Here is a 19,344-nt window from a genome sequence, read left to right as displayed (position 1 = left end):
CGCCGCTACATGGGACTCGACCTGCTGGCCAAGGCCCGCCTCCACCCGATCGAGTCAGAAACCAGCGAGACCGACCTGCCCACCGAACTCACCGCGTAGCCTCAAAACGAGATCACCGAGTGGCCGTCAATACACCACTCCCGCGGACGTCACCCGCTTCTCGCCACCTGGACGCAGGTGCCCCAGCGACACGAGTGCCGATCTGTCCTGCCGGAACTGTTCCGCTGACATCCAACGCTGACATCAACGCCCACGCACAGCCGCAGCTTTGGGCGCATGCAGATGGGTCCTGTGCGGGCAATTGGGCCCAGCCAAGGTCGAGTTGGAGCGAACTTACAAGGCAGATGTCGGCGGTTCGAAACCGTCCGCGCCCACCGGGATTAGTTCCCAGGTCAGTTGACCTTTGTCGGCCCCCTGAAGATCTCTTCGAGGGGCCGATGTCGTCTCCGGAATCCATACGGAGTCCACATCCCCAGACGATCAAGGTGGGCAGGGTCACTCTTCAGAGGTCGGGATAAACGACCTCTGAGCTTCCTTTGAGCCTCCCGCGCCTGTGACAGAGATACGTTCCCTACAGGTCGGCGGCGCGGCCGGCTCTCGGTCCACGGGGGGGCTTATGGAAATGCTGGTGTACGGCGTGCCGTCGCTCGTCATCGCGCTGGCGCTCTTCGGCATGGCCAAGGTGATCAACAAGGCCCGTCGGACCTACGAGTCGTGGCACGGCCTCACCGCCGAGGCCCACTGCCTGCGAACATACGCGACGATCAGCGGTGGCGGCGACACGTCGCTGACCACGACCCGGCACCACGTCTTCGAGTTCACCACGCACAAGGGCCGAACCGTGCGCTTCGCGGAGGAGGACGCTCCGCTGACGATCCTCGAAGGCGAGATCGCCACCGTGTACTACGCGCCGAGGCGGCCCGAGGATGCCACGGCAAAACCGCCGGCTGTCGGAAAGCTCGCCCAGCGCACAGGCTTCGCGCTGCTGGCTCTCAGCCCGTTCGTCATCGGCTGCATCGTCATCATGGTGCAGCTCGGTCCGCGCGTCGGTGACTAGAAGACTGCTGGAGGAGTCCTCGCTTCGCTCCGCCCGTACTCGGCGAAGGCCTGCCTGTACGTGGCCCGAGCGTGTACTCGGTCAGCCCTTCTTGGGCGGCACGACGAACCCGCTACCGGCGCCTCCGCCTGCACGATCAGGGTGCCGATGTACCCCCGCGTTGGGGCCTCCGCCACGGTGGCCTTGGCCGTGGCGAAACCGGCCCGGGTCAGGTGCCGCTCCCACACTGCGGGCTTGTGATCACCCGAGGGGCCTTGGCGTATCCGTCACGCTCTAGAGGTGCGAAGCATCACAGGTCAGAGCGCTTCTTTGTTCTCCTTGGGCGCCTCGCCAGACTTATGTACTGGAGGCAAGACACTCCACGGGAAGTTGATCCAGTCGTCCGTGCGCTTCCACACGTACTCGCACTTCACGAGCGAGTGCGACTTCTCGTAGATCACGGCGGAGCGCACTTCGGCCACGGTGTCGAGGCAGAAGTCGTGGACCAGCTTCAGGGTCTTCCCGGTGTCGGCGACGTCATCGGTGATGAGCACCTTCTTGTCCGAGAAGTCGATCGCGTTGGGCACGGGCGCCAGCATGACCGGCATATCGAGCGTCGTCCCCACGCCCGTGTAGAACTCGACGTTCACGAGGTGGATGTTCTTGCAGTCGAGGGCGTACGCGAGCCCGCCGGCCACGAAGACGCCGCCCCGCGCGATGGACAGCACTATGTCCGGCTCGTACCCGTCGTCGGCGATCGTCTGCGCCAGCTCGCGCACGGCAGTGCCGAACTTCTCGTACGTAAGGTTCTCGCGTACGTCACTCATGCTGCTGCTCACACCTGCGTTCGATGGAAATTGAGGAAGGAGCGGGAGGCCGTGGGCCCACGCTGGCCCTGGTAGCGGGACCCGTAGCGCTCGCTGCCGTACGGGTGCTCGGCGGGCGAGCTCAGACGGAACATGCACAGCTGCCCGATCTTCATGCCCGGCCACAGCTTGATCGGAAGCGTCGCGAGGTTCGACAGCTCCAGCGTGACGTGCCCGGAGAACCCGGGGTCGATGAAGCCGGCGGTGGAGTGCGTGACGAGCCCGAGCCGGCCGAGGGAGCTCTTGCCCTCGAGGCGCGAGGCGAGATCGTCCGGCAGCGAGATGACCTCGTACGTGGAGGCGAGCACGAACTCGCCGGGGTGGAGGATGAAGGGCTCGTCGCCCTCCGGCTCCACGAGGCGCGTCAGGTCGGCCTGCTCCACCGCGGGGTCGATGTGCGGGTAGCGGTGGTTCTCGAACACCCGGAAGTAGCGGTCGAGCCGCACGTCGATGCTCGAGGGCTGCACCATGGATTCGTCATACGGATCGATGCGGACCCGCCCGGCGTCGATCTCGGCCCGGATGTCCTTGTCTGAGAGAAGCACGTAGCGAGGATACGCAGAGCGCGCGGGCCCGCCACAATCCGGCCATTGCACCGCGACTGTGGCGCACCCGCGCGCCTGTCCTTCAGCTACGCGCCGGCTACCGCTTCTCGAACTCCACAGGAACCGCGTTCCTCAGCCGCGCACACCGCGGACATCGGATCAGCCGGCCGGGTCCGAGCCGGTCGGCCTGCTGCATCGGGAACGAAGCGGTGCTGAACACGTGCCCCTCGGCACAACGGACGAATGTGCGCTCCATCGAGTCCCAGAGTCCCTTCCCCACGAGCCACTCAGCCATTTCTGGCCGACAACGATGGGTCACATTACGGGATGAAAGGGACGCCGCTCCAGGCGGCACTCCGGACACGGAAGGACCCTCGAAGCCGGCCCCACCGTACGCCTCAACTCCCTTCACCCGCAGTCACATCCAGCACGCACAACGCAGCCGGGCCCCACGGTGAAAGCACCGGGGGCCTGGCATGGGGTACAGTGTGCAACGCTACGACTCCGGTTCAACCGGCGTCTTACGCGGGTGTAGTTTAGTGGTAGAACATCAGCTTCCCAAGCTGAGAGTGCGAGTTCGATTCTCGTCACCCGCTCCACCGTAAAGGGCCCAGGTCAGTGACCGGGGCCTTTTTGCTGTGCGCTTCCGATGCGACGGTGGATGTGGGCCTGACCTACCAGCTGACGCCTCGGGTTCGAGGAACTACGACACGTTCAGTGGTGGCACGACCTCTGCGCCTGGCGGAGCCCGGATTTGAAGCCGTCCTTGAAACCGCGCCGGTAGTCCTGCTGTGCGTTCTTGTGCACGACGGTGGCGGCTTGCCGGCCCTTCCCGTCCCCGCGGTCGTTCCCGTGACCGTGCCGGTGGCAGTTGTGCGACCCCTGACGGAACCCGGATCTGAAGCCGTCCTTGAAGCCGCGCCGGTAGTCCTGGTGCGACTCGGGAACCTTGGCAGTTGTACTTGTGCTGACGTGGGTCTCGCTCGGTGTGGCCGCGGAAGCCTGCGTCCAGCCGAGGGGCGCAAGGCCAATGGTTGCGGCGACGAAGACCGAGCTAAGGACGACCCGCTTTCTTTGCATTGCGAGCATAACTATCCCCTTGGACCAGTTTCCCACATAGGGCCAAATTCACTCTAGTCGTCCATAGGGGCGCCGCAACTGCGCTGGAGATCCAGCGGCATGCGAGAGGGCCGGGCCCACCGGGAATTTCCGCGAATCCCGGCCATATAAAGCACCATGACGGTTCGTCATGTCCGGCGAGTTCGGACCGATTGGCTAATTCGTCGTGGAATTACGCTGGTTCGGACACGCTCGAATGCGTTCAGCCGTGTACCAGCCGTGCACCGACAGCCGACCGCACACCGGCCTGGAACGTAACGAGCTACGCCCTCGGGCTTTCACTTCGGCCCTGAGGCCGTGCTCCGAGGCGGTACCTGAGGCGGCGGCGCGACGGGGGTGATTCGGGGAGCTTCCCGCGCCGGGTTCGGGAGGCGATCTTGTCCGTCCGAACCGAGAATGACTGTGAGCACCCACTCGCGGGGCGCGCGGGCTGGAGGACATCGGCATGGAACGTCCTGAAGCGGCTCGACCTGCCCGAGAAGAACTGGAAGTTCTCCGCGGTCGACGTCCGGGAGCGACGCCACTGGGACGACTACCAGCGCGCGTTCTCCGAAATGCTGTCGGCGACGAGTACGAGATGGGCGCTGGTACGTGGTGCCGGCGGACCGGAAGTGGTTCGCGCGGATCTGCACGGCGGCGGTCCTCGCGCGCACCCTGACGGACATCGATCCCCGGTACCCGGAGGTGGACGACGCGGCGCTCGAGGACCTGCGCGCCGCCGCGCGGAAGCTGGAGCGGGAGGCTCCCCCGGGGATTCCGGCCGATCCGTACGCGGCCCGGCATCCGTCGGCTGCCAGGAAGAAGCGCCGCTGGGCCGACAAGACAGCGGGCGGGAGGCGACGACCGGCCAGGATCGGAGGCAGGGCGATGACGGTGCAGCCGGATTCCGCGGGCGTACAGTCGCGGGCTTCGCAGGACGACGTTTGGTACGCGCGTTCCCCGGAGGAGGTCGCGACGGCCCTCGGGGTCGATCCGGCGGTCGGGCTCGCCGCGCCACGCGCCGCCGAACTCCGTGCCGCGCACGGCCCCAACGCACTGCCCGAGGAGGCACGGGCTCCGGGCTGGCACCGGTTCCTCGCCCAGTACCGCAGCTATATGCAGATCGTCCTGGTGGCCGCGGCGACGGTCTCCCTGCTCATCCGGGAGTGGACCACCGCGGTCCTGCTCCTCGCGCTGACCCTGCTGAACGCGGTCGTGGGCCTGCGTCAGGAGGGCAAGGCCGAGAGCGCGATGAACGCGCTGAAATCGATGATGAAGGCCACCGCGCGGGTGCGCAGGGACGGCACGGAGGCCGAGATCCCCGCGGAGGAGCTCGTCGTCGGCGATGTCGTGCTCCTCTCCGCCGGGGACCAGGTACCGGCGGACGGACGGATCATCGAGGCCAGCGCCCTGCAGATCGACGAGTCGGCTCTCACCGGTGAGAGCGTGCCCGCCGCGAAGGACTCCGGCACGCTGCCGGGCGGGCGGCCGTTGCCGCCCGGCGACCAGACCGACATGGCGTTCATGAACACCCCGGTCACCCATGGCAGCGGTGTGCTCGTGGTGACCGCCATCGGCGCGGGCACCGAGCTGGGCAAGATCTCCGGAATGCTGGCGGCCACCGAGAAGGAGGTCCCGCCGCTGACGAAGGAGCTCGACAGACTGACACTGTGGATCACGGGGGCGGCGGGACTCACGATGATCGTGATGTTCGCCCTGGGGCGCAGCCGGGACCAGGCGTGGGACGTGCTGTTCGTCAGCGCGGTCTCCCTGGCCATCGCGGCCATCCCCGAGGCCCTGCCGACCGTGACCCAGGCGATCCTCTCCGTCGGGAGCCTCAACCTGGCGAAACGGAACGCCATCGTCAAGGAACTCCCGTCGGTCGAGACCCTCGCGTTCACCTCGGCGATCAACTCGGACAAGACCGGCACCCTGACGATGAACCAGATGACCGCCGTCGAGGTGCTCACTCCCACCGACCGATACACCGTCTCCGGCACGGGCTACGGCCTGGAGGGGCGGATCCACCATGCCGCGGGGTCCGCCGCGGGCATCGAGGACGCGATCCTGCCGTACCTCGTGGCCAGCGACGCGAAGCTGGTGGACGGCGAGGTGGTCGGCGACCCCACGGAGGGCGCGCTGCTGGTGCTCGCCCACAAGGCGGGGCTGGACACGGACGCCACCAGGGAACGTCTCCCCCGCCTCGCGACCCTGCCGTTCGACCCGGACTACAAACTGATGGCCACCTTCCATTCGGCCCTCGACGCCGCCGGCCGGCCGGTCGTGCGGTGCTTCGTCAAGGGCGCGGCGCCGGCGGTGATGGCGCGGGCCGACACCGCGCTCGCGGCGGGCGAGACCGTCCCGTGGGACGCCGGTCTGCAGGGCCGCGCCGAGGCGGCGACCGAGCGGATGGGCGGCGAGGGGCGCCGGGTGATGGCCGCGGCCACCCGGGATTTCGACCCGGCCGCCTTCCACGCGGAGGGCGATCTGCTCGCGTACGTCACCGAGTTGCGGATGGCCAGTCTCGTCGCCATGGTCGATCCGCCCCGCGAGGAGTCGGCGGGCGCCGTGGCGGACGCCCGGGCGGCGCACATCCGGGTCCGCCTCGTGACCGGCGACGACGTCACCACCGGGGCGGCGATCGCCCGGCAGATCGGTATCCCCGGAGAGGCCGTCCTCGGCGCCGACTTCGCCGCGATGAGCGAGAGGGAGCGGCTGGCCCGCATCGACGACATCGGCGTGGTGGGACGGGTCGCGCCGGAGCACAAGGTGCTGCTCGCCGACACGCTCAAGAAGAAGGGCGACGTCGTGGCGATGACCGGGGACGGCGTCAACGACGCGCCCGCCATCAAGGCCGCAGACATCGGCATCGCGATGGGCAGCGGCACGGAGGTGGCGAAGAGCGCCGGCCGCATGATCCTCTCCGACGACAACTTCGCCACCATCGTCTATGCCGTGGAACAGGGCCGGACGATCTACGACAACCTCACCAAGTACATCCGGTTCGTCCTGCTGCTGCTGGTCGTCTTCGTCTTGACGTTCCTCGGGGCCACCGTCCTCAACATCGCGGCGGGTGAGCCCTTCACTCCGCCGCAGGTGCTGTGGATCCACTTCGTGGTCAACGCCTCGTTCGGCTTCGCGCTCGGCTTCGACCAGGAGAACCCGGGGCTGATGCGCCGCAGGCCGCGTCCGCGTGGGGAGTCCGTGCTCACCCGGCCCGTACTGGTCACGGTCGGGCTCGGCGGTCTCGCGATCACCTGCGGCCTGCTCGGGCTGATCAAGCTCGGCCAGGCCCGCTTCGACAGCGTCGAGACCGGTCAGTCGATCGCGTTCACCGCTTTCGCACTCTGTCTGATCGTGGCCGCGTTCGAATGCCGCAGTGAGACGGAGTCCGTACTGACCCCGTCCACGTTCGACAGCCGGCAGATGAACTGGGTGGCCCTGGCCCAGTTGGTGCTCTCGGTGCTGGTGACCCAGCTGGACGGCTTCCGCCGCCTCCTGGGGACGAGCTCGATCACCGCCGGACAGTACGGCTGGGCACTGCTGACCGCTGTCGCGCTGCTGCTCCTGTGGGAACTGGGGAAGCTCCTGACCCGCCGGTCGAGAACGGCCGGGTGAACGCGTACCGACGTGCGGGGGCACTGGTCCGGTGATGCAATGGGTCTACGGGGAGAGCCACGAACACCGGGGGCTACGAACACCAGGGCTTACGGACACAGGGGTTACGCCGTGAACGACGAAGTCGAAGAACTGGGGCCGATCGACTATGTGGTCGTGGAGTTCCCCGGCAGCCGCATGACGGGAGAGGGCTTGCCCCTCCTCGTCGATCTCGTGGACCGCGGCCTCATTCGCATCCTCGACCTGACGTTCGTCAGGAAGGAGGAGGACGGCTCCGTGAGCGGTCTGGAGCTCGCCGACCTCATCGGCGACGGCGAGCTCGACCTGGCCGTCTTCGAAGGCGTGTCGTCCGGCCTCCTGGGCCAGGACGACATCGAGGAGGCCGCAAATGCCCTGGAGCCCGGCAGTTCCGCCGGCGTCCTGGTCTACGAGAACCGCTGGGCCGCGCCCTTCGCCGCAGCTCTCCGCCGAGGCGGCGCCAGGATGATCGCCTCCGGGCGGATCCCGGCGCCTGCCATCCTGGCCGCGCTCGACAGCACGGAAGCCGCTGACTGAGCGGCTGCCGACAGCCGCCGAGGAGCAGAAGGGAAACCGCCATGCCAGGTCTACTCCGTGGGGTCGCGCGCACGGCAGTGGTCGCCGGAACGGCGACCGCCGTGTCGAACCGTGTGAGCCGCCGCCAGCAGGGACGCTGGGCTGCCCAGCAGGAGTACGAAGCTCCGGCACCTCCCGCCGCGCCCCCGGCCCCTCCCCCGGCCGCGCCCGCGGCCACCGATATGACGAGCAAGATCGATCAGCTCAAGCAGCTCGGCGATCTCAGGGACCAGGGCGTACTCACCGACAGCGAGTTCGAGGAGCAGAAGCGCAGGCTTCTCCAGTCCTGACCGGATCTGCTGAGCCGCTGAGCCGCTGAGCCGCTGAGCCGCGTGACGGTAAGTCAGCGCAACCGGCAGCCGGTAGACGTACGGCCGAAGAGCACGGGATCCCCCTTGCGTAAAGTCTGGGGACTCGATTCCACTCTTCCTCAGGAGTTCCCTCATGGAGCACAACTCCCGTACGTCACTGACTCGTCGAGGGTTGCTGCGCACCGCTACCGGAGTGGGTCTTGCCGCGTTCGGGGTCGGGTACGGTGCCGCGAGTGCAGCCGCCTCGGTGGGCGCGACCTCACGGTTCGATCTGTCGCAGCCGTCGTACGACCTGTTCCGCGACAAGAACCTGCACAGCAACCGCGTCCAGCAGAGCTTCGCGTTCGACTCGGTCAACAAGCGCCTGTTCGTCGCCGCCAAGCGGCTGGACAGCCCGGAGTCGGCCGGTGACCTGTGCATCAGCGAGCTCGACTTCGCCGGCAACTACGTGTCGTACATGCACCTCAACGGCTTCGGGCACGGCGTCGCCTTCGGCGTGCGGCCCGTCGGCAGCACCAGCAACCTGTGGATCGAGACCGACGCGAACGGCAACGGTTACGGCACCAAGCTCGCCTTCATCGGGTACAACCCCGGGACCACCGTCGACGCCGCGTCGCAGGGGTTCGGGAAGTTCCAGCCGGTCTCCGGCGCCACCGAGTACACCTGCTCCATCGACCCGGTCTACAACCGCATGATCGTCCGCCACCACAAGGACGGCGCCAAGCACATCGCCGTCTACGACATCGCGGACACCGACAAGGGCGACTTCAGCTCGCCCGTCGCCATGTTCACCCCGCCTGCCATCTCCGGCACGCCGCAGGGATACACGCTCTACGGCTCGTACATGTACTTCATCACCGGTGACGGCTACTCGGCGTCCAACCCCGACCCGGGCAACACGTACATCACCAGCATCAACATCAACACCGGTGCCATCGCCCAGGGCCCCATCCTGACCAAGGCCGGCTCCACGCTGGTCTACCGGGAGCCCGAGGGGCTCGCGATCTACCGCACCGACGCGGGTGAGTCACGTCTCTTCCTCGGCTTCGCCTCCGGCGACGAGGGCGACCGGCGTTCCAGCATCTTTTACAAGAACGCACTGGTCTGAGGGGCAAGAGGTAACGAGCTTGTGAGGTGACGGGCCCGGATCGCTGCTGCGGTCCGGGCCCCTTCCGTCACAGCGGTCACACATCTTCGCAGGAGCATCACACCGCGCACGCATCGCCTTCGGAAAGCGTCGATAGCGTTGCTGGCCGCTCGATCTCGCGTGCGAACGTGACCAAATGCCCGGCGTCCCGGCGGCGCAGTCAGCCACAGAAAGATCGAAATGGACTACTGCTCCTCCTGCCGTCGGACCCTCAACGGGGCGCTGGTGTGCCCGGGTTGCGGCGCATACGCCCCGGACATAGCCCCGCCGGCGACGACGTCGCTCTCGTCGTTCCCCTCGTCCTCGGCCCCCTCGGCGCATTCGTCGGCCTCGGCCTCCTCGTCGTTCTTCGGGGCTTCCCCCGCCGCCGACCGTGGCCACCGCGCCGGCTCCGCGGGTGCCTCCGGGGCGTACGCCGCTTCCGGCTCCGCCGACCCGTTCGACGACTTCGACCCCTTCTCCGCAGCCAAGGCCTTCGACGCGGAGGGCGCGGGCGGCGAGGCCGCCACCGTTTCCGTGGGCGTCTCGGCGCCCGTGGCCGCTTCGCAGGGCGGCCGCGCCGCACGGCGGCGGAAGCTGGCGCAGTGGAAGAAGAACAAGCGCAGGGCCGTCGCCGCGACCGCCGTCGCGATCGTCGGTGGCGGGCTCACCATCGCCGCGCTGCCGAACGACGCCTCCCCCGACCGCACCCACGCCTCCGCGGCCCCGGACCCGGTGACCACCTCTCCGGCCCTGGCCAACACGGACGTCGCGACGGACACGCCGGACGACCGGGCCTCGCGGAGCGGCAGCGACCGTTCACACAAGTCCACCGGCCCGCGCCACGCCCGCCCGGCCAACACGCCCACCCCGGCGGCGTCCACCGCGCCGACCGGCGCCCCGCGCCACGCTGCCCCGGCCCGGAGTGCCGCGCCGCACACCGCCGCAGCGCCGGCCGCCGCCGCGCACACCGCGGCGCCCGCCGCCCCTGCCCCGCAGACCTCTTCGCCCGCATCGGCCGGCCAGTCCGGCGGAAGCACGAATACGGGTTCCGGCTCGGGTACGGGTACGGGTACGGGGTCGTCCGGCGGGGACCAGGCGACGACGCCCGCTCCCAGCACGGCGTCACCCGAGCCCATCTGCGTGCTCGGCCTTCTCTGCATCAGCTGAGTTCCGCCGCAACGACCGAGGCCCGGCCCGGGGTTCTGACCCCCGGGCCGGGCCTCTGCGCGTACCGACGCGCGTGCCGACGTAAGTGACTGCTACGCCGCCACCACCAGTGGCGCCGGCGCCGTGAACTTGTGGGCCGGTACACCCGGCAGCGCCCTGCGGGTCAGGCCCGCGAGCGTGCCGCCGGGGCCGATGTCCAGGAACGCGGTGCAGTCGAGTTCCTCGTGGAGCGTGTTCAGGGACTCGACCCAGCGGACCCTGCTGACGAGTTGGCGGGTGCTGAGCTCCCGCCACTGGCTGCCGCCGTAGTGCGCGCGGGCGTCCACGTTCGCGACGACCGGCAGCACGCCCGCCGCGAAGTGGGTCAGCTCGAGGGCCCGGCGCAGGGCCGCGCTCGCGGGCTCCATGTAGGGGCTGTGGCAGGCGGCCGTCACCGGCAGGACCACGCGATGCTCCAGGACCGCCCCGACCAGCGCTATCTGTCCGCCGCGGGAGCCGTCCGCTGACCCTGCCCCGCACCACCGTCCGCGGCCCTGACGTCCCTCAGGCGCCGCCCTCGGACTCCCACAGGGTCTCCAGCGCCCTGGTGGGCCCGCCCAGCGAGCGCACATGCTCCAGAGCGGCACCCACGAACGCCCGCAGCCGGCCCGTCTCGTGGTCGGTGGGCCAGATGAACGCGTACTCGATGCGGGGGGCATCACTGAACGGCCGGAACACCAGGCCGGGGCGCGCGTAGTACCGCACACCCGCGGCCGCGACCGGCGTCACCCCCTTGCCCGCGAGGACCAGCGACAGCGCGTCCTCCCAGTGCGTGATCGCCTGGCCGTGCGGAATGGGCCGCCCCGACGGCGTCTGCCGCGGGAAGTGATGGTCCAGCCAGTGGGCCGGCACCGGCCTCGTCACCGTCAGCAGCGTCGCCTCCGCCAGATCCTCCACGCTCAGCGTCTCGCGCCGCGCGAACGGGTGCGTGGACGGCATCAGGAGCACCCGCGGCTGCGACAGCAGCACCGGACCCGTCGTCAAGTCGGCCTCCGCCACCGGGAGTTCGGTGACCTGAAGGTCGATGTCCCCGGCGCGCAGCGGCCCGTACGGGTCGGATATCTGCACCTGGCGGATCTGCACGTCCACGCCCGGGTGACGGCGCGCGAACACCGCGGCGACGCCGTGCAGCAGATGGCCGGTGAACGCCCCCGAGAAGCCGATCCGCAGCGTGCCGGTGATCCCCCGGCCGGCCGCCGCGGCTTTGGCGATCTCCTCCTCGATACGGCGCTGAGCAGGGCCGATCCCGTCCCTCAGCTGCTCCCCGATGGCCGTCATCGTCACGTGGCGGCTGCTGCGCTCGAACAGCTTCGCGCCGATGCGGCGCTCGACGCGCGCGATGGTCTGGCTGACACGGCTCTGCGAGACACCCACACGTTCGGCGGTCCGGCCGAAGTGCAGTTCCTCCGCCAGCGTCAGAAAGATCTCGATCTCCTGGCGTTCCATGTCCTCCCCGTCCTCGGCCTCGTACCCCTCACCAACCCGCTCACCTCGAACGATGAGCCCGGCGAATCGATCGTTGCACAGATCGTTCTTGTTGCGCAGGTGCCCCGATTCGATGCTGGTCAGGCCCGATCACATACGAAAGGACACCCCTGATGGCTGTCACCGAGTCCTCTCCCCCCACCGAGACCGACGTCCTCGCCCCGCCACCGCCGGTCGCCGACGTCGGCCCCTCCGACAGCTCGTTCAGCACACGGGGCTGGCTGGTCCTGATCACCCTGTGCTGCGCGACGTTCATGTGCGGCCTGGACTTCTCCATCGTCACCGTCGCCCTGCCCGACATCGGCAGCAGCCTCGGCTTCTCCTCGCCCGGCACGCTCCAGTGGGTCGCCACCGCGAGCCTGCTGCCCTCCGCTAGCCTGCTGCCGCTGTTCGCCCGCGTCGCCGACCTCGTGGGCCGCAAGAAGCTCTTCACGTTCGGCGTGGCCCTGTTCACCCTGTTCTCGCTGGGCGCCGCCCTCGCCAACGGCCCCGGCGTCCTGATCGCCACCCGGGTCGGCCAGGGCACGGCCGCCGCGATGATCGCCCCCGCCGCCATCGCCCTGATGACCGGCTACTTCCCCGAGGGCCCGCAGCGCGCCCGCGCCCTGGGCCTCAACGGCGCCGTCATGTCGCTCGGCTTCGTGCTCGGCGCGCTCGGCGGCGGCGTCATCACCAGCGGCTTCAGCTGGCGCTGGACGATGGTCGTGCTGTGCGTCATGGGCGCCGTCGCCCTGGCCGGCGCGCTCGCGCTGCCCGTGATGCGGGAGTCCGCGGCCGCCAAGCGCATGGACATCCCCGGCGCGGTCCTCGCCACGCTCGGCCTGTTCGGTCTCGTCTTCGGCATCTCCACCGGTGGCGACAAGGGCTGGGTCCGCGCGGACTCGCTCGGCTCCGTCGTCGGCGGCCTCGTCCTGCTCGGCGCGTTCCTCCTGGTCGAGCGGCGCCACCCCGAGCCGCTGATCCCGCTCAGCGTCCGGGGCCGCCCCACCGTAAAGTGGTCCGGCCTGTTCGGTGTCGTCACCTTCGGCATGTGCGCCGGCACGACCGTGCTGCTCAGCCTCTACATGCAGGACGTCCTCGGCTTCACCCCGCTCCAGGCCGGTCTGAGCTACCTCGGTGAGGGCGCGGCCGCGATGCTCGGCGGCCTGTACGTCTCCAAGCTGCTCGGCCGGTTCGGCGGCGAGCGGGTCCTCGCGGCCGGTCTGCTGATCCAGGGCGCCGGCACCGTCGCCATGTTCACCCTGCCGCAGAGCGGCACCATCGCGCCGCTCATCATCACGTCCTCGGTCATGGGCCTCGGCCACGTCTTCAGCGTCGTCTCCTTCATCACCGTGATGACGACGGGCGTCAGCGAGGAGGACCAGGGCGTCGTCGGCGGCCTGTCGCAGCTCCCGCAGTACGTCGCCGCGATCGGCGTCGCCGGTCTCAGCGCGATCGCGGCTGCCCGCACGAACGCCCTCTCGGGCGGGTCGGATCCTGATGCGGCCGCCACGCTCGGGGGGTTGCACACCGGCATGGTCACCGCGGGTGTTGTCGCCCTGGTGGGCGCGGCCCTCGCCACGACTGTGCTGCGCAGGCGCGCCTGACCGCGGCGCGGGGCGCGGGAATTGTGGACGCGGGGAACGTGCGTGCCGTTCGCGCAGTTCCCCGCGCCCCTGTCCGGGGCGCCGGCGTTGTCGTTGTTCTGCGGGCCGGACCCGCGCCCCTTCGGAACATCACCAAGGAGACCGACCCGTGAACGACAGGCGACTGCGCAGGCCATCTGCGGTGTGTTCCGTGCAGGTGGGTGATCTGAAGGTCAGTTACGTACCTGACGGCGCCATGCTGTTCAAGCCGCCGGAGCCGCCGCGGGCGGACGTCGGTGCCGCCTATCTCAACGACACCGCCCATCTGGTCGCCAACACCGGCGGCCTGCTCGTCCAGTCCGACGGGCGGGCGCTGCTGATCGACGCGGGGTTCGGCCCGCACTCCGTACCGGAGGACCCCGACCACCCGTACATCGGTGCGGTGCACGGCGGTTCGCTGCTCGACAATCTGGCGCGGCTCGGGGCGCGGCCCGACGAGATAGAGGTCGTGGCCTTCACTCACCTGCACCGGGACCACATCGGCTGGGCGTGCACGGATCCGCCGGTGTTCACGGCGGCCACGTTCGCCGTGCCGAAGAGCGAGTGGGAGAACCGCCATCAGGTGCCGGGGCCGACCGCCGGGGCGCTCACCGCGCTGGAGCGCCGGCTGCGGCTCGTCGTCCCCGGCGAGGAGATCTTCCCGGGCGTGCAGACGCTGGCGCTGCCCGGCCACACCGCGGGCCACACCGGCTTCACGATCACCTCGCGGGGCCGTCGCCTGCTCGCGTTCGGGGACGCGCTGCACTCGCCGCTCCAGGTGCGCCACCCCGAGTGGTTCACGGTGTCGGAAGGCGACCCGGCCCGGTCGGAGCGCTACCGGCGCAGGCTGATCAGCGAACTCCAGCAGCCGGGCACCCTCGGCTTCGGCATCCACTTCGCGGACGTCGTCTTCGGACAGGTCGTCCCGGACGGCGCGGGGGAGGGCGCCGACTGGCTTCCCGTCTGACCCCCGCGCCGGTCCCCGTACAAGACAGGCCAGTACGCGCTTTCCCCTCCGGGCCCGTGGTCCTCTTGTCGCCCTCGGGCTCATCTGCTTGACTCCGCGCGCCAGCACGCCAACTCACCGGCGGAGGAAGCCATGGAGATCACCCGCAGACGCCTGCTGTCCGCCCTGTCAGCCGCCGGTCTCCTGACGGTGATCCCCACCGGACGGGCGAACGCCGCCGACGCGGCCGCGGACAGCGCTCGGCTCCTCGCCAACACCGTGGGCGTCTTCGCGGGGACCGAGGCCTCGAACTCCCGTACGGAGACAGCCGCCAAGCGCGCCGCGATCGACAAGGCCGCCCGCGCGAACCTGAAGTCGATGGACGCTGCGGGCCCCGGAGAACTCTTCGCCGGGCTCGTCCTCGGCACCGACGAGGGCAGACTCAACACGGCGTACAAGCAGTTGTACGAGATCGCCCTCGCGACGCGCGCGCCGGGCGCGGCCCCCGACCTGTACGGCAACGAGGCGGTGCAGCGCCGCGTCATCGACGGCCTCACGTGGCTGCACGAGCGCTACTACGGCGACCAGTCCAAGGGCTACTACGGCAACTGGTTCTACTGGGAGATCGGCCTCTCCCAGTTCATCAGCAAGACCCTCGTCCTCCTCGCCGCCGAGGTGAACGCCTACCGCCCGGACCTCCTGCGCACCTACGTCGCCTCGATGGACGCGTACCTGCGCAACGGCACCGACGGCGACGTGAACCTCGACTCCCGCTTCCACACGGGCGCCAACCTCGCCGACATCACCACGAACCGCATCCTCCAGGGGGCGCTCCTCATCGGGGACGGCGGCGGCGCCCCCGACGGCGAGGCCCGCATCCGCAAGGCCCTCACCGACCAGCTCACCGTCTTCGCGACGATCGACCCGTACGCGCTCGAGCACGGGGTCACGGACGGCTATTACGCCGACGGCTCCTTCATCCAGCACGCGTCCGTCGCCTACACCGGCTCGTACGGGAAGGGCCTGCTCACGCGGGTCGTGCAGACCCTCAAGATCCTCGACGGCACGGGCTTCGCGCACGGCGGCGAGCTGGTGCCGACCGTGGTGGGCTGGGTACGGAACGGCTTCGCGCCGCTCATCTTCGAGGGCTGGATGATGGAGATCGTCAAGGGCCGGGCGGTGTCCCGCCCGGACACCGGCTACACCGACGTCGCGATCGTCGTCGAGGCGGTCGTGGATCTGGCGTCACTCGCCGAAGACGCCGCCGGCACCGACGCCGCCGCCCTCAAGAGCTACGTGAAACACATCCGGGCCACCTCGCGCGCCGCCCTCGACCCGTCCTCGTTCGTCTCCCCCGTGAGCATCACGCGCTACGCCGACATCACCGGCGACGCGTCCGTCCCCGCCGAGGACCTCAACCCCGCGTCGCGCACGGTCGCGTTCAACGCCATGGACCGGACCGTGCACCGCAGGCCGGGTTACGCCTTCGCGCTCGCCCGGAGTTCGAGCCGCATCAGCAAGTACGAGTACATGAGCGGCGAGAACCTCATGCCGTGGTTCCAGGGCGACGGCGCGTACTACCTGTACCTGTCCGGCCAGGACCAGACGCAGGCGTACGGCGTCGACCACTTCACGACGGTCTCGCCGTACGCGCTGGCCGGGGTCACCGCGCCGGTCGAGGAGCGCCGCACCGTCCCCGAGCTCTACGGGAAGCCGTACTACGACAACCCGGGCCACCCGCTGAACTTCACGTCGTCGTCCGAGTCGCAGAACACGTACGTCTACTTCCCGTGCGGCACCGGCCCGCACTCGGGCGGCGCCGTGCTCGGCGCGTACGGCGCGGCCGCCATGGTGCAGTCGGACGACGTGCCGTACCGGGACAAGCAGAAGGGCGTCCTGCCCGACGACTTCGTGGTCTACCGCAACGCGACGTCGACGAAGTCGTGGTTCCTGTTCGACGACGAGATCGTGGTCCTCGCGGCGGATGTCGGCGACGCGGCCGGGCGGGCCGTGACGACGACCGTCGACTCCCGCACGGCGGCGCCCGACGACCTGACCACGGTCACCGGAGCGCTCCGCGACGGCCGCCCGTGGAACGGCCCCGGCACCGGGGACCTGCACTGGCTGCGCTACGCCAACTCGACCCGCGGCACGTCGCTCGGCTACGTCTTCCTCGACACCCCGCGCGTGCGGGTCGCCCTCGACGAGGTGACGCGCAGCCGCCGCGTGGTCCGCACCGCGAACCCGGACACCGCGGTGACCCGCACGGTCCTCGGTGTGACGGTCGACCATGCGGCGGGAGCCGAACCGGCCTGTCTGGCCTATGCGTTGGTGCCGAACGCGGCGGAGGCCGCCCTGCGCTCGTACACCCGCCACGACGGCCCGCTGACGGTCCACGCGAACACACCGCGCCTCCAGGCCGTCACCCACAAGGGTCTCGGCCTGACCGCCGCCAACACCTTCACGCCCGGCCGCCACGAGACCGCGGGGCTGCGCGTCGAAGGCCCCGCGTCGGTGCTCGTGCGGCGCGGGCGGCGCCACGGCGACCCGGTCACCGTCGCGGTCGCGGACCCGACGACGCAGCGCGACACCGTGTCCGTGCTGCTCCACGGGCGCCCCCTGAGCAAGGTCACCGCGGACCCGCAGGTGCGGGTGACCCGCGTCCACGGCGGCACCCGCCTGGACGTGGACACCCGCCACACGTACGGGCGGAGCCTCACGGTGACGCTGCGCTAGCGGGAGTCGTCACGCCGCCGGTATCCGGTCCAAGAACCCCTGCACCGTATGGATCCGGCCGTCCTTGGCCAGCGAGATCACGTCGGACCCCGAGACGGGCGCGGAGCCGTCCGCGGTGGACACCAGCTCCCAGGTGAACCGGGCGATGTCGTGGTGCCCGTCGACCGTGCCGGTCTGCCGGAACGCGAATCCGGGGAACTGCTCACGGGCCGCGGCGATCACGGCGGCGATGCCCTCGTGCCCCGCCACGTCGGCCAGGGGGTCGGTGTAGCTGCCGTCCTCGCTCCACGCGGCGGCGACGGCCTCGGCGCGGGCGTCCGCGCCCTCGGCGTTCCAGGCCTCGAAGTAGCGGGCGACGGCGGTTTCGTGAACGGGGATGACGGACATACGGATCGGCCTCCAGCCAGGTCGGACGAGGGTCCGGAGCCCGGGAGGAGTGCGCCGCCCGGGTTCCGGATGCCTCAAGCCTGCCGGGCGGGCGGACAGGGGTCGATTACGCCGGAGGTAATGCCGCGCGGGCCCGGTTCACCCATGCTGTGGTCGGACAGAACCTGATCTGTTGTTGTTCGTCTGTGCTCGGGAGGCCAGAATGTTCGTCCCGTTCGGGGCCCTTGATTTTCTGGAACGTGCCGCCACCGTCTACGGGGACCGGATCGGCGTCGTCGACGAGCCGGTCCAGCCGGCCGAACCCTGGGAGGACCTCACCTACCGCCGGGTGGCCGAGCTGGCGCGCGCCCAGGCCGCCGGGCTCGACGCGCTCGGGGTGCCGCTCGGCGCGCGCGTCGCGGTCGTGTCGCCGAACAGCGCGCGGCTGCTGACCTCGTTCTTCGGGGTGAGCGGCTACGGCCGCGTCCTCGTACCGGTCAACTTCCGCCTCACCGCGGAGGAGGTGAGCTACGTCGTCTCCCACTCGGGCGCCGACGTCCTCCTCGTGGACCCCGAACTGACGGACCGCCTCGCCGGCGTCCCCGCCAAGCATCGCTTCACCATCGGGGCGGCCGTCGACTCCGAGCTCTACCGCTTCGGCACGGACCCCAGCCCCTGGACGCCCGACGAGAACGCCACCGCCACGATCAACTACACGAGCGGCACGACCGCCCGGCCCAAGGGTGTCCAGATCACCCACCGCAACATCTGGGTCAACGCCGTCACCTTCGCCCTGCACGCGGGCGTCACCGACCGGGACGTCTACCTGCACACGCTGCCGATGTTCCACGCCAACGGCTGGGGCATGCCGTTCGCCATGTCCGCGCTCGGGGTGCGCCAGATCGCGCTGCGCAAGGTCGACGGCGCCGAGATCCTGCGCCGCGTCGACGAGCACGGCGTGACCGTGATGTGCGCCGCGCCCGCCGTCGTCAACGCCGTTCTGGACGCCTCCCGTTCCTGGAACGGCGCGATCCCGGGGCGCGACCGGGTCCGCATCATCGTCGCCGGGGCGCCGCCGCCCACCCGCACGGTGGCCCGCGTCGAGTCGGAACTCGGCTGGGAGTTCATCCAGATCTACGGCCTCACGGAGACGTCGCCGCTGCTCACGGTGAACCGCGGCCGCGCCGAGTGGGACGAGCTGGACACGTCGGCACGCGCGGAGAAGCTCGTACGGGCCGGGGCGCCCGCGCTCGGCGTGACGTTGCGCACCGACGAGGAGGGCGAGGTGCTCGCCCGGTCGAACGTGATCCTGGAGGGCTACTGGGAGCAGCCCGAGGAGAGCGCGAAGGCCCTCGCCGGCGGCTGGTTCCACACGGGCGACGGCGGCACGGTCGACGAGGACGGCTATCTGACGATCAGCGACCGCAAGAAGGACGTGATCATCACCGGCGGTGAGAACGTGTCGTCCATCGAGGTGGAGGACGCCCTCTTCAGCCACGCCGACGTCGCCGAGGTCGCCGTCATCGGTGTCCCGGACGACAAGTGGGGCGAGACGATCAAGGCGCTCGTGGTCCGGTCCCCCGACGCGACGGTCACGGAGGACGAACTGATCCGCCACTGCAAGGAACGCCTGGCCGGCTTCAAGGCGCCCACGTCGGTCGAGTTCCGCGAGGAACTGGCCCGCACGGCAACGGGCAAACTCCAGAAGTACAAGCTGCGGGCGCCGTATTGGGAGGGCCGGGACCGAGGGGTGAGCTGAGCCTCCCGCCGGAGTCGGGGCCCGTCGTCGATGCCTGCCGTCCGT

At 69.9% G+C, this 19,344-nt stretch carries 16 protein-coding genes, 1 tRNA gene and 2 pseudogenes; 12 read left to right on the top strand and 7 right to left on the bottom strand.

Annotation, left to right across the window (positions count from 1 at the left end):
* Nucleotides 1–616 precede the first annotated feature (616 nt).
* Nucleotides 617–1,057 (top strand): hypothetical protein, encoded by a 441-nt coding sequence (locus ACWFR4_RS13870; protein ID WP_453466232.1) that lies wholly within the window; start codon nt 617–619, stop codon nt 1,055–1,057.
* 119 nt (nt 1,058–1,176) lie between these two features.
* Here the strand turns inward: ACWFR4_RS13870 and ACWFR4_RS13865 are convergent.
* From ACWFR4_RS13865 to dcd, 3 genes and pseudogenes are all read right to left on the bottom strand, one after another.
* A pseudogene (locus tag ACWFR4_RS13865) lies at nt 1,177–1,296 on the bottom strand (SAM-dependent methyltransferase); the annotation flags it as partial.
* A 57-nt stretch (nt 1,297–1,353) separates the two neighbouring features.
* On the bottom strand, nt 1,354–1,863 hold the full coding sequence (locus tag ACWFR4_RS13860; RefSeq protein ID WP_453652485.1) for a phosphoribosyltransferase: 510 nt from the start codon (nt 1,861–1,863) through the stop codon (nt 1,354–1,356).
* 8 nt (nt 1,864–1,871) lie between these two features.
* A complete protein-coding gene (dcd, locus tag ACWFR4_RS13855; RefSeq protein WP_127827666.1) occupies nt 1,872–2,447 on the bottom strand; it encodes a dCTP deaminase in 576 nt (191 codons plus the stop codon).
* Between the two features lie 525 nt (nt 2,448–2,972).
* Here dcd and ACWFR4_RS13850 point away from each other — a divergent pair.
* A tRNA-Gly gene (locus tag ACWFR4_RS13850) sits at nt 2,973–3,046 on the top strand.
* Nucleotides 3,047–3,161: 115 nt separating this feature from the next.
* Here ACWFR4_RS13850 and ACWFR4_RS13845 read toward each other — a convergent pair.
* Nucleotides 3,162–3,536: a hypothetical protein gene (locus tag ACWFR4_RS13845; protein WP_453652483.1), complete on the bottom strand. Its 375-nt coding sequence runs from the start codon at nt 3,534–3,536 to the stop codon at nt 3,162–3,164.
* A 407-nt stretch (nt 3,537–3,943) separates the two neighbouring features.
* Between ACWFR4_RS13845 and ACWFR4_RS13840 the strand changes: the two are divergent.
* The 6 genes and pseudogenes from ACWFR4_RS13840 to ACWFR4_RS13815 all read left to right on the top strand — a co-directional run.
* Nucleotides 3,944–4,090, top strand: a pseudogene (locus tag ACWFR4_RS13840) (hypothetical protein); the annotation flags it as partial.
* Between the two features lie 343 nt (nt 4,091–4,433).
* Nucleotides 4,434–7,163, top strand: coding sequence for a cation-translocating P-type ATPase (locus tag ACWFR4_RS13835; protein WP_453652505.1), 2,730 nt, complete (start codon nt 4,434–4,436; stop codon nt 7,161–7,163).
* 111 nt (nt 7,164–7,274) lie between these two features.
* Complete coding sequence (locus ACWFR4_RS13830) at nt 7,275–7,718, top strand: DUF6325 family protein (RefSeq protein ID WP_453466238.1); 444 nt, start codon at nt 7,275–7,277, stop codon at nt 7,716–7,718.
* Between the two features lie 41 nt (nt 7,719–7,759).
* Nucleotides 7,760–8,047, top strand: a complete 288-nt coding sequence (locus ACWFR4_RS13825; protein WP_453652481.1) for an SHOCT domain-containing protein — start codon at nt 7,760–7,762, stop codon at nt 8,045–8,047.
* 154 nt (nt 8,048–8,201) lie between these two features.
* On the top strand, nt 8,202–9,176 hold the full coding sequence (locus ACWFR4_RS13820; RefSeq protein WP_453652479.1) for a phage baseplate protein: 975 nt from the start codon (nt 8,202–8,204) through the stop codon (nt 9,174–9,176).
* A 219-nt stretch (nt 9,177–9,395) separates the two neighbouring features.
* Entirely contained in the window at nt 9,396–10,364 is a 969-nt protein-coding gene (locus ACWFR4_RS13815; protein WP_453652477.1) for an SCO2400 family protein, read from the top strand.
* Between the two features lie 92 nt (nt 10,365–10,456).
* Here the strand turns inward: ACWFR4_RS13815 and ACWFR4_RS13810 are convergent, their stop codons facing one another.
* Together ACWFR4_RS13810 and ACWFR4_RS13805 are read right to left on the bottom strand one after the other, a co-directional pair.
* Complete coding sequence (locus ACWFR4_RS13810) at nt 10,457–10,810, bottom strand: ACP S-malonyltransferase (protein ID WP_453652475.1); 354 nt, start codon at nt 10,808–10,810, stop codon at nt 10,457–10,459.
* 97 nt (nt 10,811–10,907) lie between these two features.
* Complete coding sequence (locus ACWFR4_RS13805) at nt 10,908–11,849, bottom strand: LysR family transcriptional regulator (protein ID WP_453468688.1); 942 nt, start codon at nt 11,847–11,849, stop codon at nt 10,908–10,910.
* A 152-nt stretch (nt 11,850–12,001) separates the two neighbouring features.
* On the opposite strand from ACWFR4_RS13805, the gene ACWFR4_RS13800 reads away from it, so the two are divergent.
* From ACWFR4_RS13800 to ACWFR4_RS13790, 3 genes are all read left to right on the top strand, one after another.
* Nucleotides 12,002–13,474: an MFS transporter gene (locus tag ACWFR4_RS13800; RefSeq protein WP_453652473.1), complete on the top strand. Its 1,473-nt coding sequence runs from the start codon at nt 12,002–12,004 to the stop codon at nt 13,472–13,474.
* 148 nt (nt 13,475–13,622) lie between these two features.
* Nucleotides 13,623–14,459, top strand: a complete 837-nt coding sequence (locus tag ACWFR4_RS13795; RefSeq protein ID WP_453652471.1) for an MBL fold metallo-hydrolase — start codon at nt 13,623–13,625, stop codon at nt 14,457–14,459.
* A gap of 132 nt (nt 14,460–14,591) precedes the next feature.
* A complete protein-coding gene (locus ACWFR4_RS13790; protein ID WP_453652469.1) occupies nt 14,592–17,174 on the top strand; it encodes a polysaccharide lyase family 8 super-sandwich domain-containing protein in 2,583 nt (860 codons plus the stop codon).
* A gap of 9 nt (nt 17,175–17,183) precedes the next feature.
* On the opposite strand, the gene ACWFR4_RS13785 is transcribed toward ACWFR4_RS13790, so the two are convergent.
* Entirely contained in the window at nt 17,184–17,561 is a 378-nt protein-coding gene (locus ACWFR4_RS13785) for a nuclear transport factor 2 family protein (protein WP_453652467.1), read from the bottom strand.
* Nucleotides 17,562–17,763: 202 nt separating this feature from the next.
* On the opposite strand from ACWFR4_RS13785, the gene ACWFR4_RS13780 reads away from it, so the two are divergent.
* Entirely contained in the window at nt 17,764–19,299 is a 1,536-nt protein-coding gene (locus tag ACWFR4_RS13780) for an AMP-binding protein (RefSeq protein ID WP_453652465.1), read from the top strand.
* Nucleotides 19,300–19,344 lie beyond the last annotated feature (45 nt).

This window comes from Streptomyces sp. NPDC055140 (assembly GCF_053607285.1).
This window is presented reverse-complemented; position numbering and strand designations above follow the sequence as displayed.

Excerpts from the sequence above, each read along its gene's own strand:
- ACWFR4_RS13835 (WP_453652505.1), top strand. The coding sequence starts at position 4,434 with ATGACGGTGCAGCCGGATTCCGCGGGCGTACAGTCGCGGGCTTCGCAG.
- ACWFR4_RS13825 (WP_453652481.1), top strand. The coding sequence starts at position 7,760 with ATGCCAGGTCTACTCCGTGGGGTCGCGCGCACGGCAGTGGTCGCCGGA.
- ACWFR4_RS13780 (WP_453652465.1), top strand. The coding sequence starts at position 17,764 with ATGTTCGTCCCGTTCGGGGCCCTTGATTTTCTGGAACGTGCCGCCACC.
- ACWFR4_RS13800 (WP_453652473.1), top strand. The coding sequence starts at position 12,002 with ATGGCTGTCACCGAGTCCTCTCCCCCCACCGAGACCGACGTCCTCGCC.
- ACWFR4_RS13820 (WP_453652479.1), top strand. The coding sequence starts at position 8,202 with ATGGAGCACAACTCCCGTACGTCACTGACTCGTCGAGGGTTGCTGCGC.
- ACWFR4_RS13870 (WP_453466232.1), top strand. The coding sequence starts at position 617 with ATGGAAATGCTGGTGTACGGCGTGCCGTCGCTCGTCATCGCGCTGGCG.
- ACWFR4_RS13845 (WP_453652483.1), bottom strand. The coding sequence starts at position 3,536 with ATGCTCGCAATGCAAAGAAAGCGGGTCGTCCTTAGCTCGGTCTTCGTC.
- ACWFR4_RS13805 (WP_453468688.1), bottom strand. The coding sequence starts at position 11,849 with ATGGAACGCCAGGAGATCGAGATCTTTCTGACGCTGGCGGAGGAACTG.
- ACWFR4_RS13815 (WP_453652477.1), top strand. The coding sequence starts at position 9,396 with ATGGACTACTGCTCCTCCTGCCGTCGGACCCTCAACGGGGCGCTGGTG.
- ACWFR4_RS13790 (WP_453652469.1), top strand. The coding sequence starts at position 14,592 with ATGGAGATCACCCGCAGACGCCTGCTGTCCGCCCTGTCAGCCGCCGGT.
- ACWFR4_RS13785 (WP_453652467.1), bottom strand. The coding sequence starts at position 17,561 with ATGTCCGTCATCCCCGTTCACGAAACCGCCGTCGCCCGCTACTTCGAG.
- ACWFR4_RS13860 (WP_453652485.1), bottom strand. The coding sequence starts at position 1,863 with ATGAGTGACGTACGCGAGAACCTTACGTACGAGAAGTTCGGCACTGCC.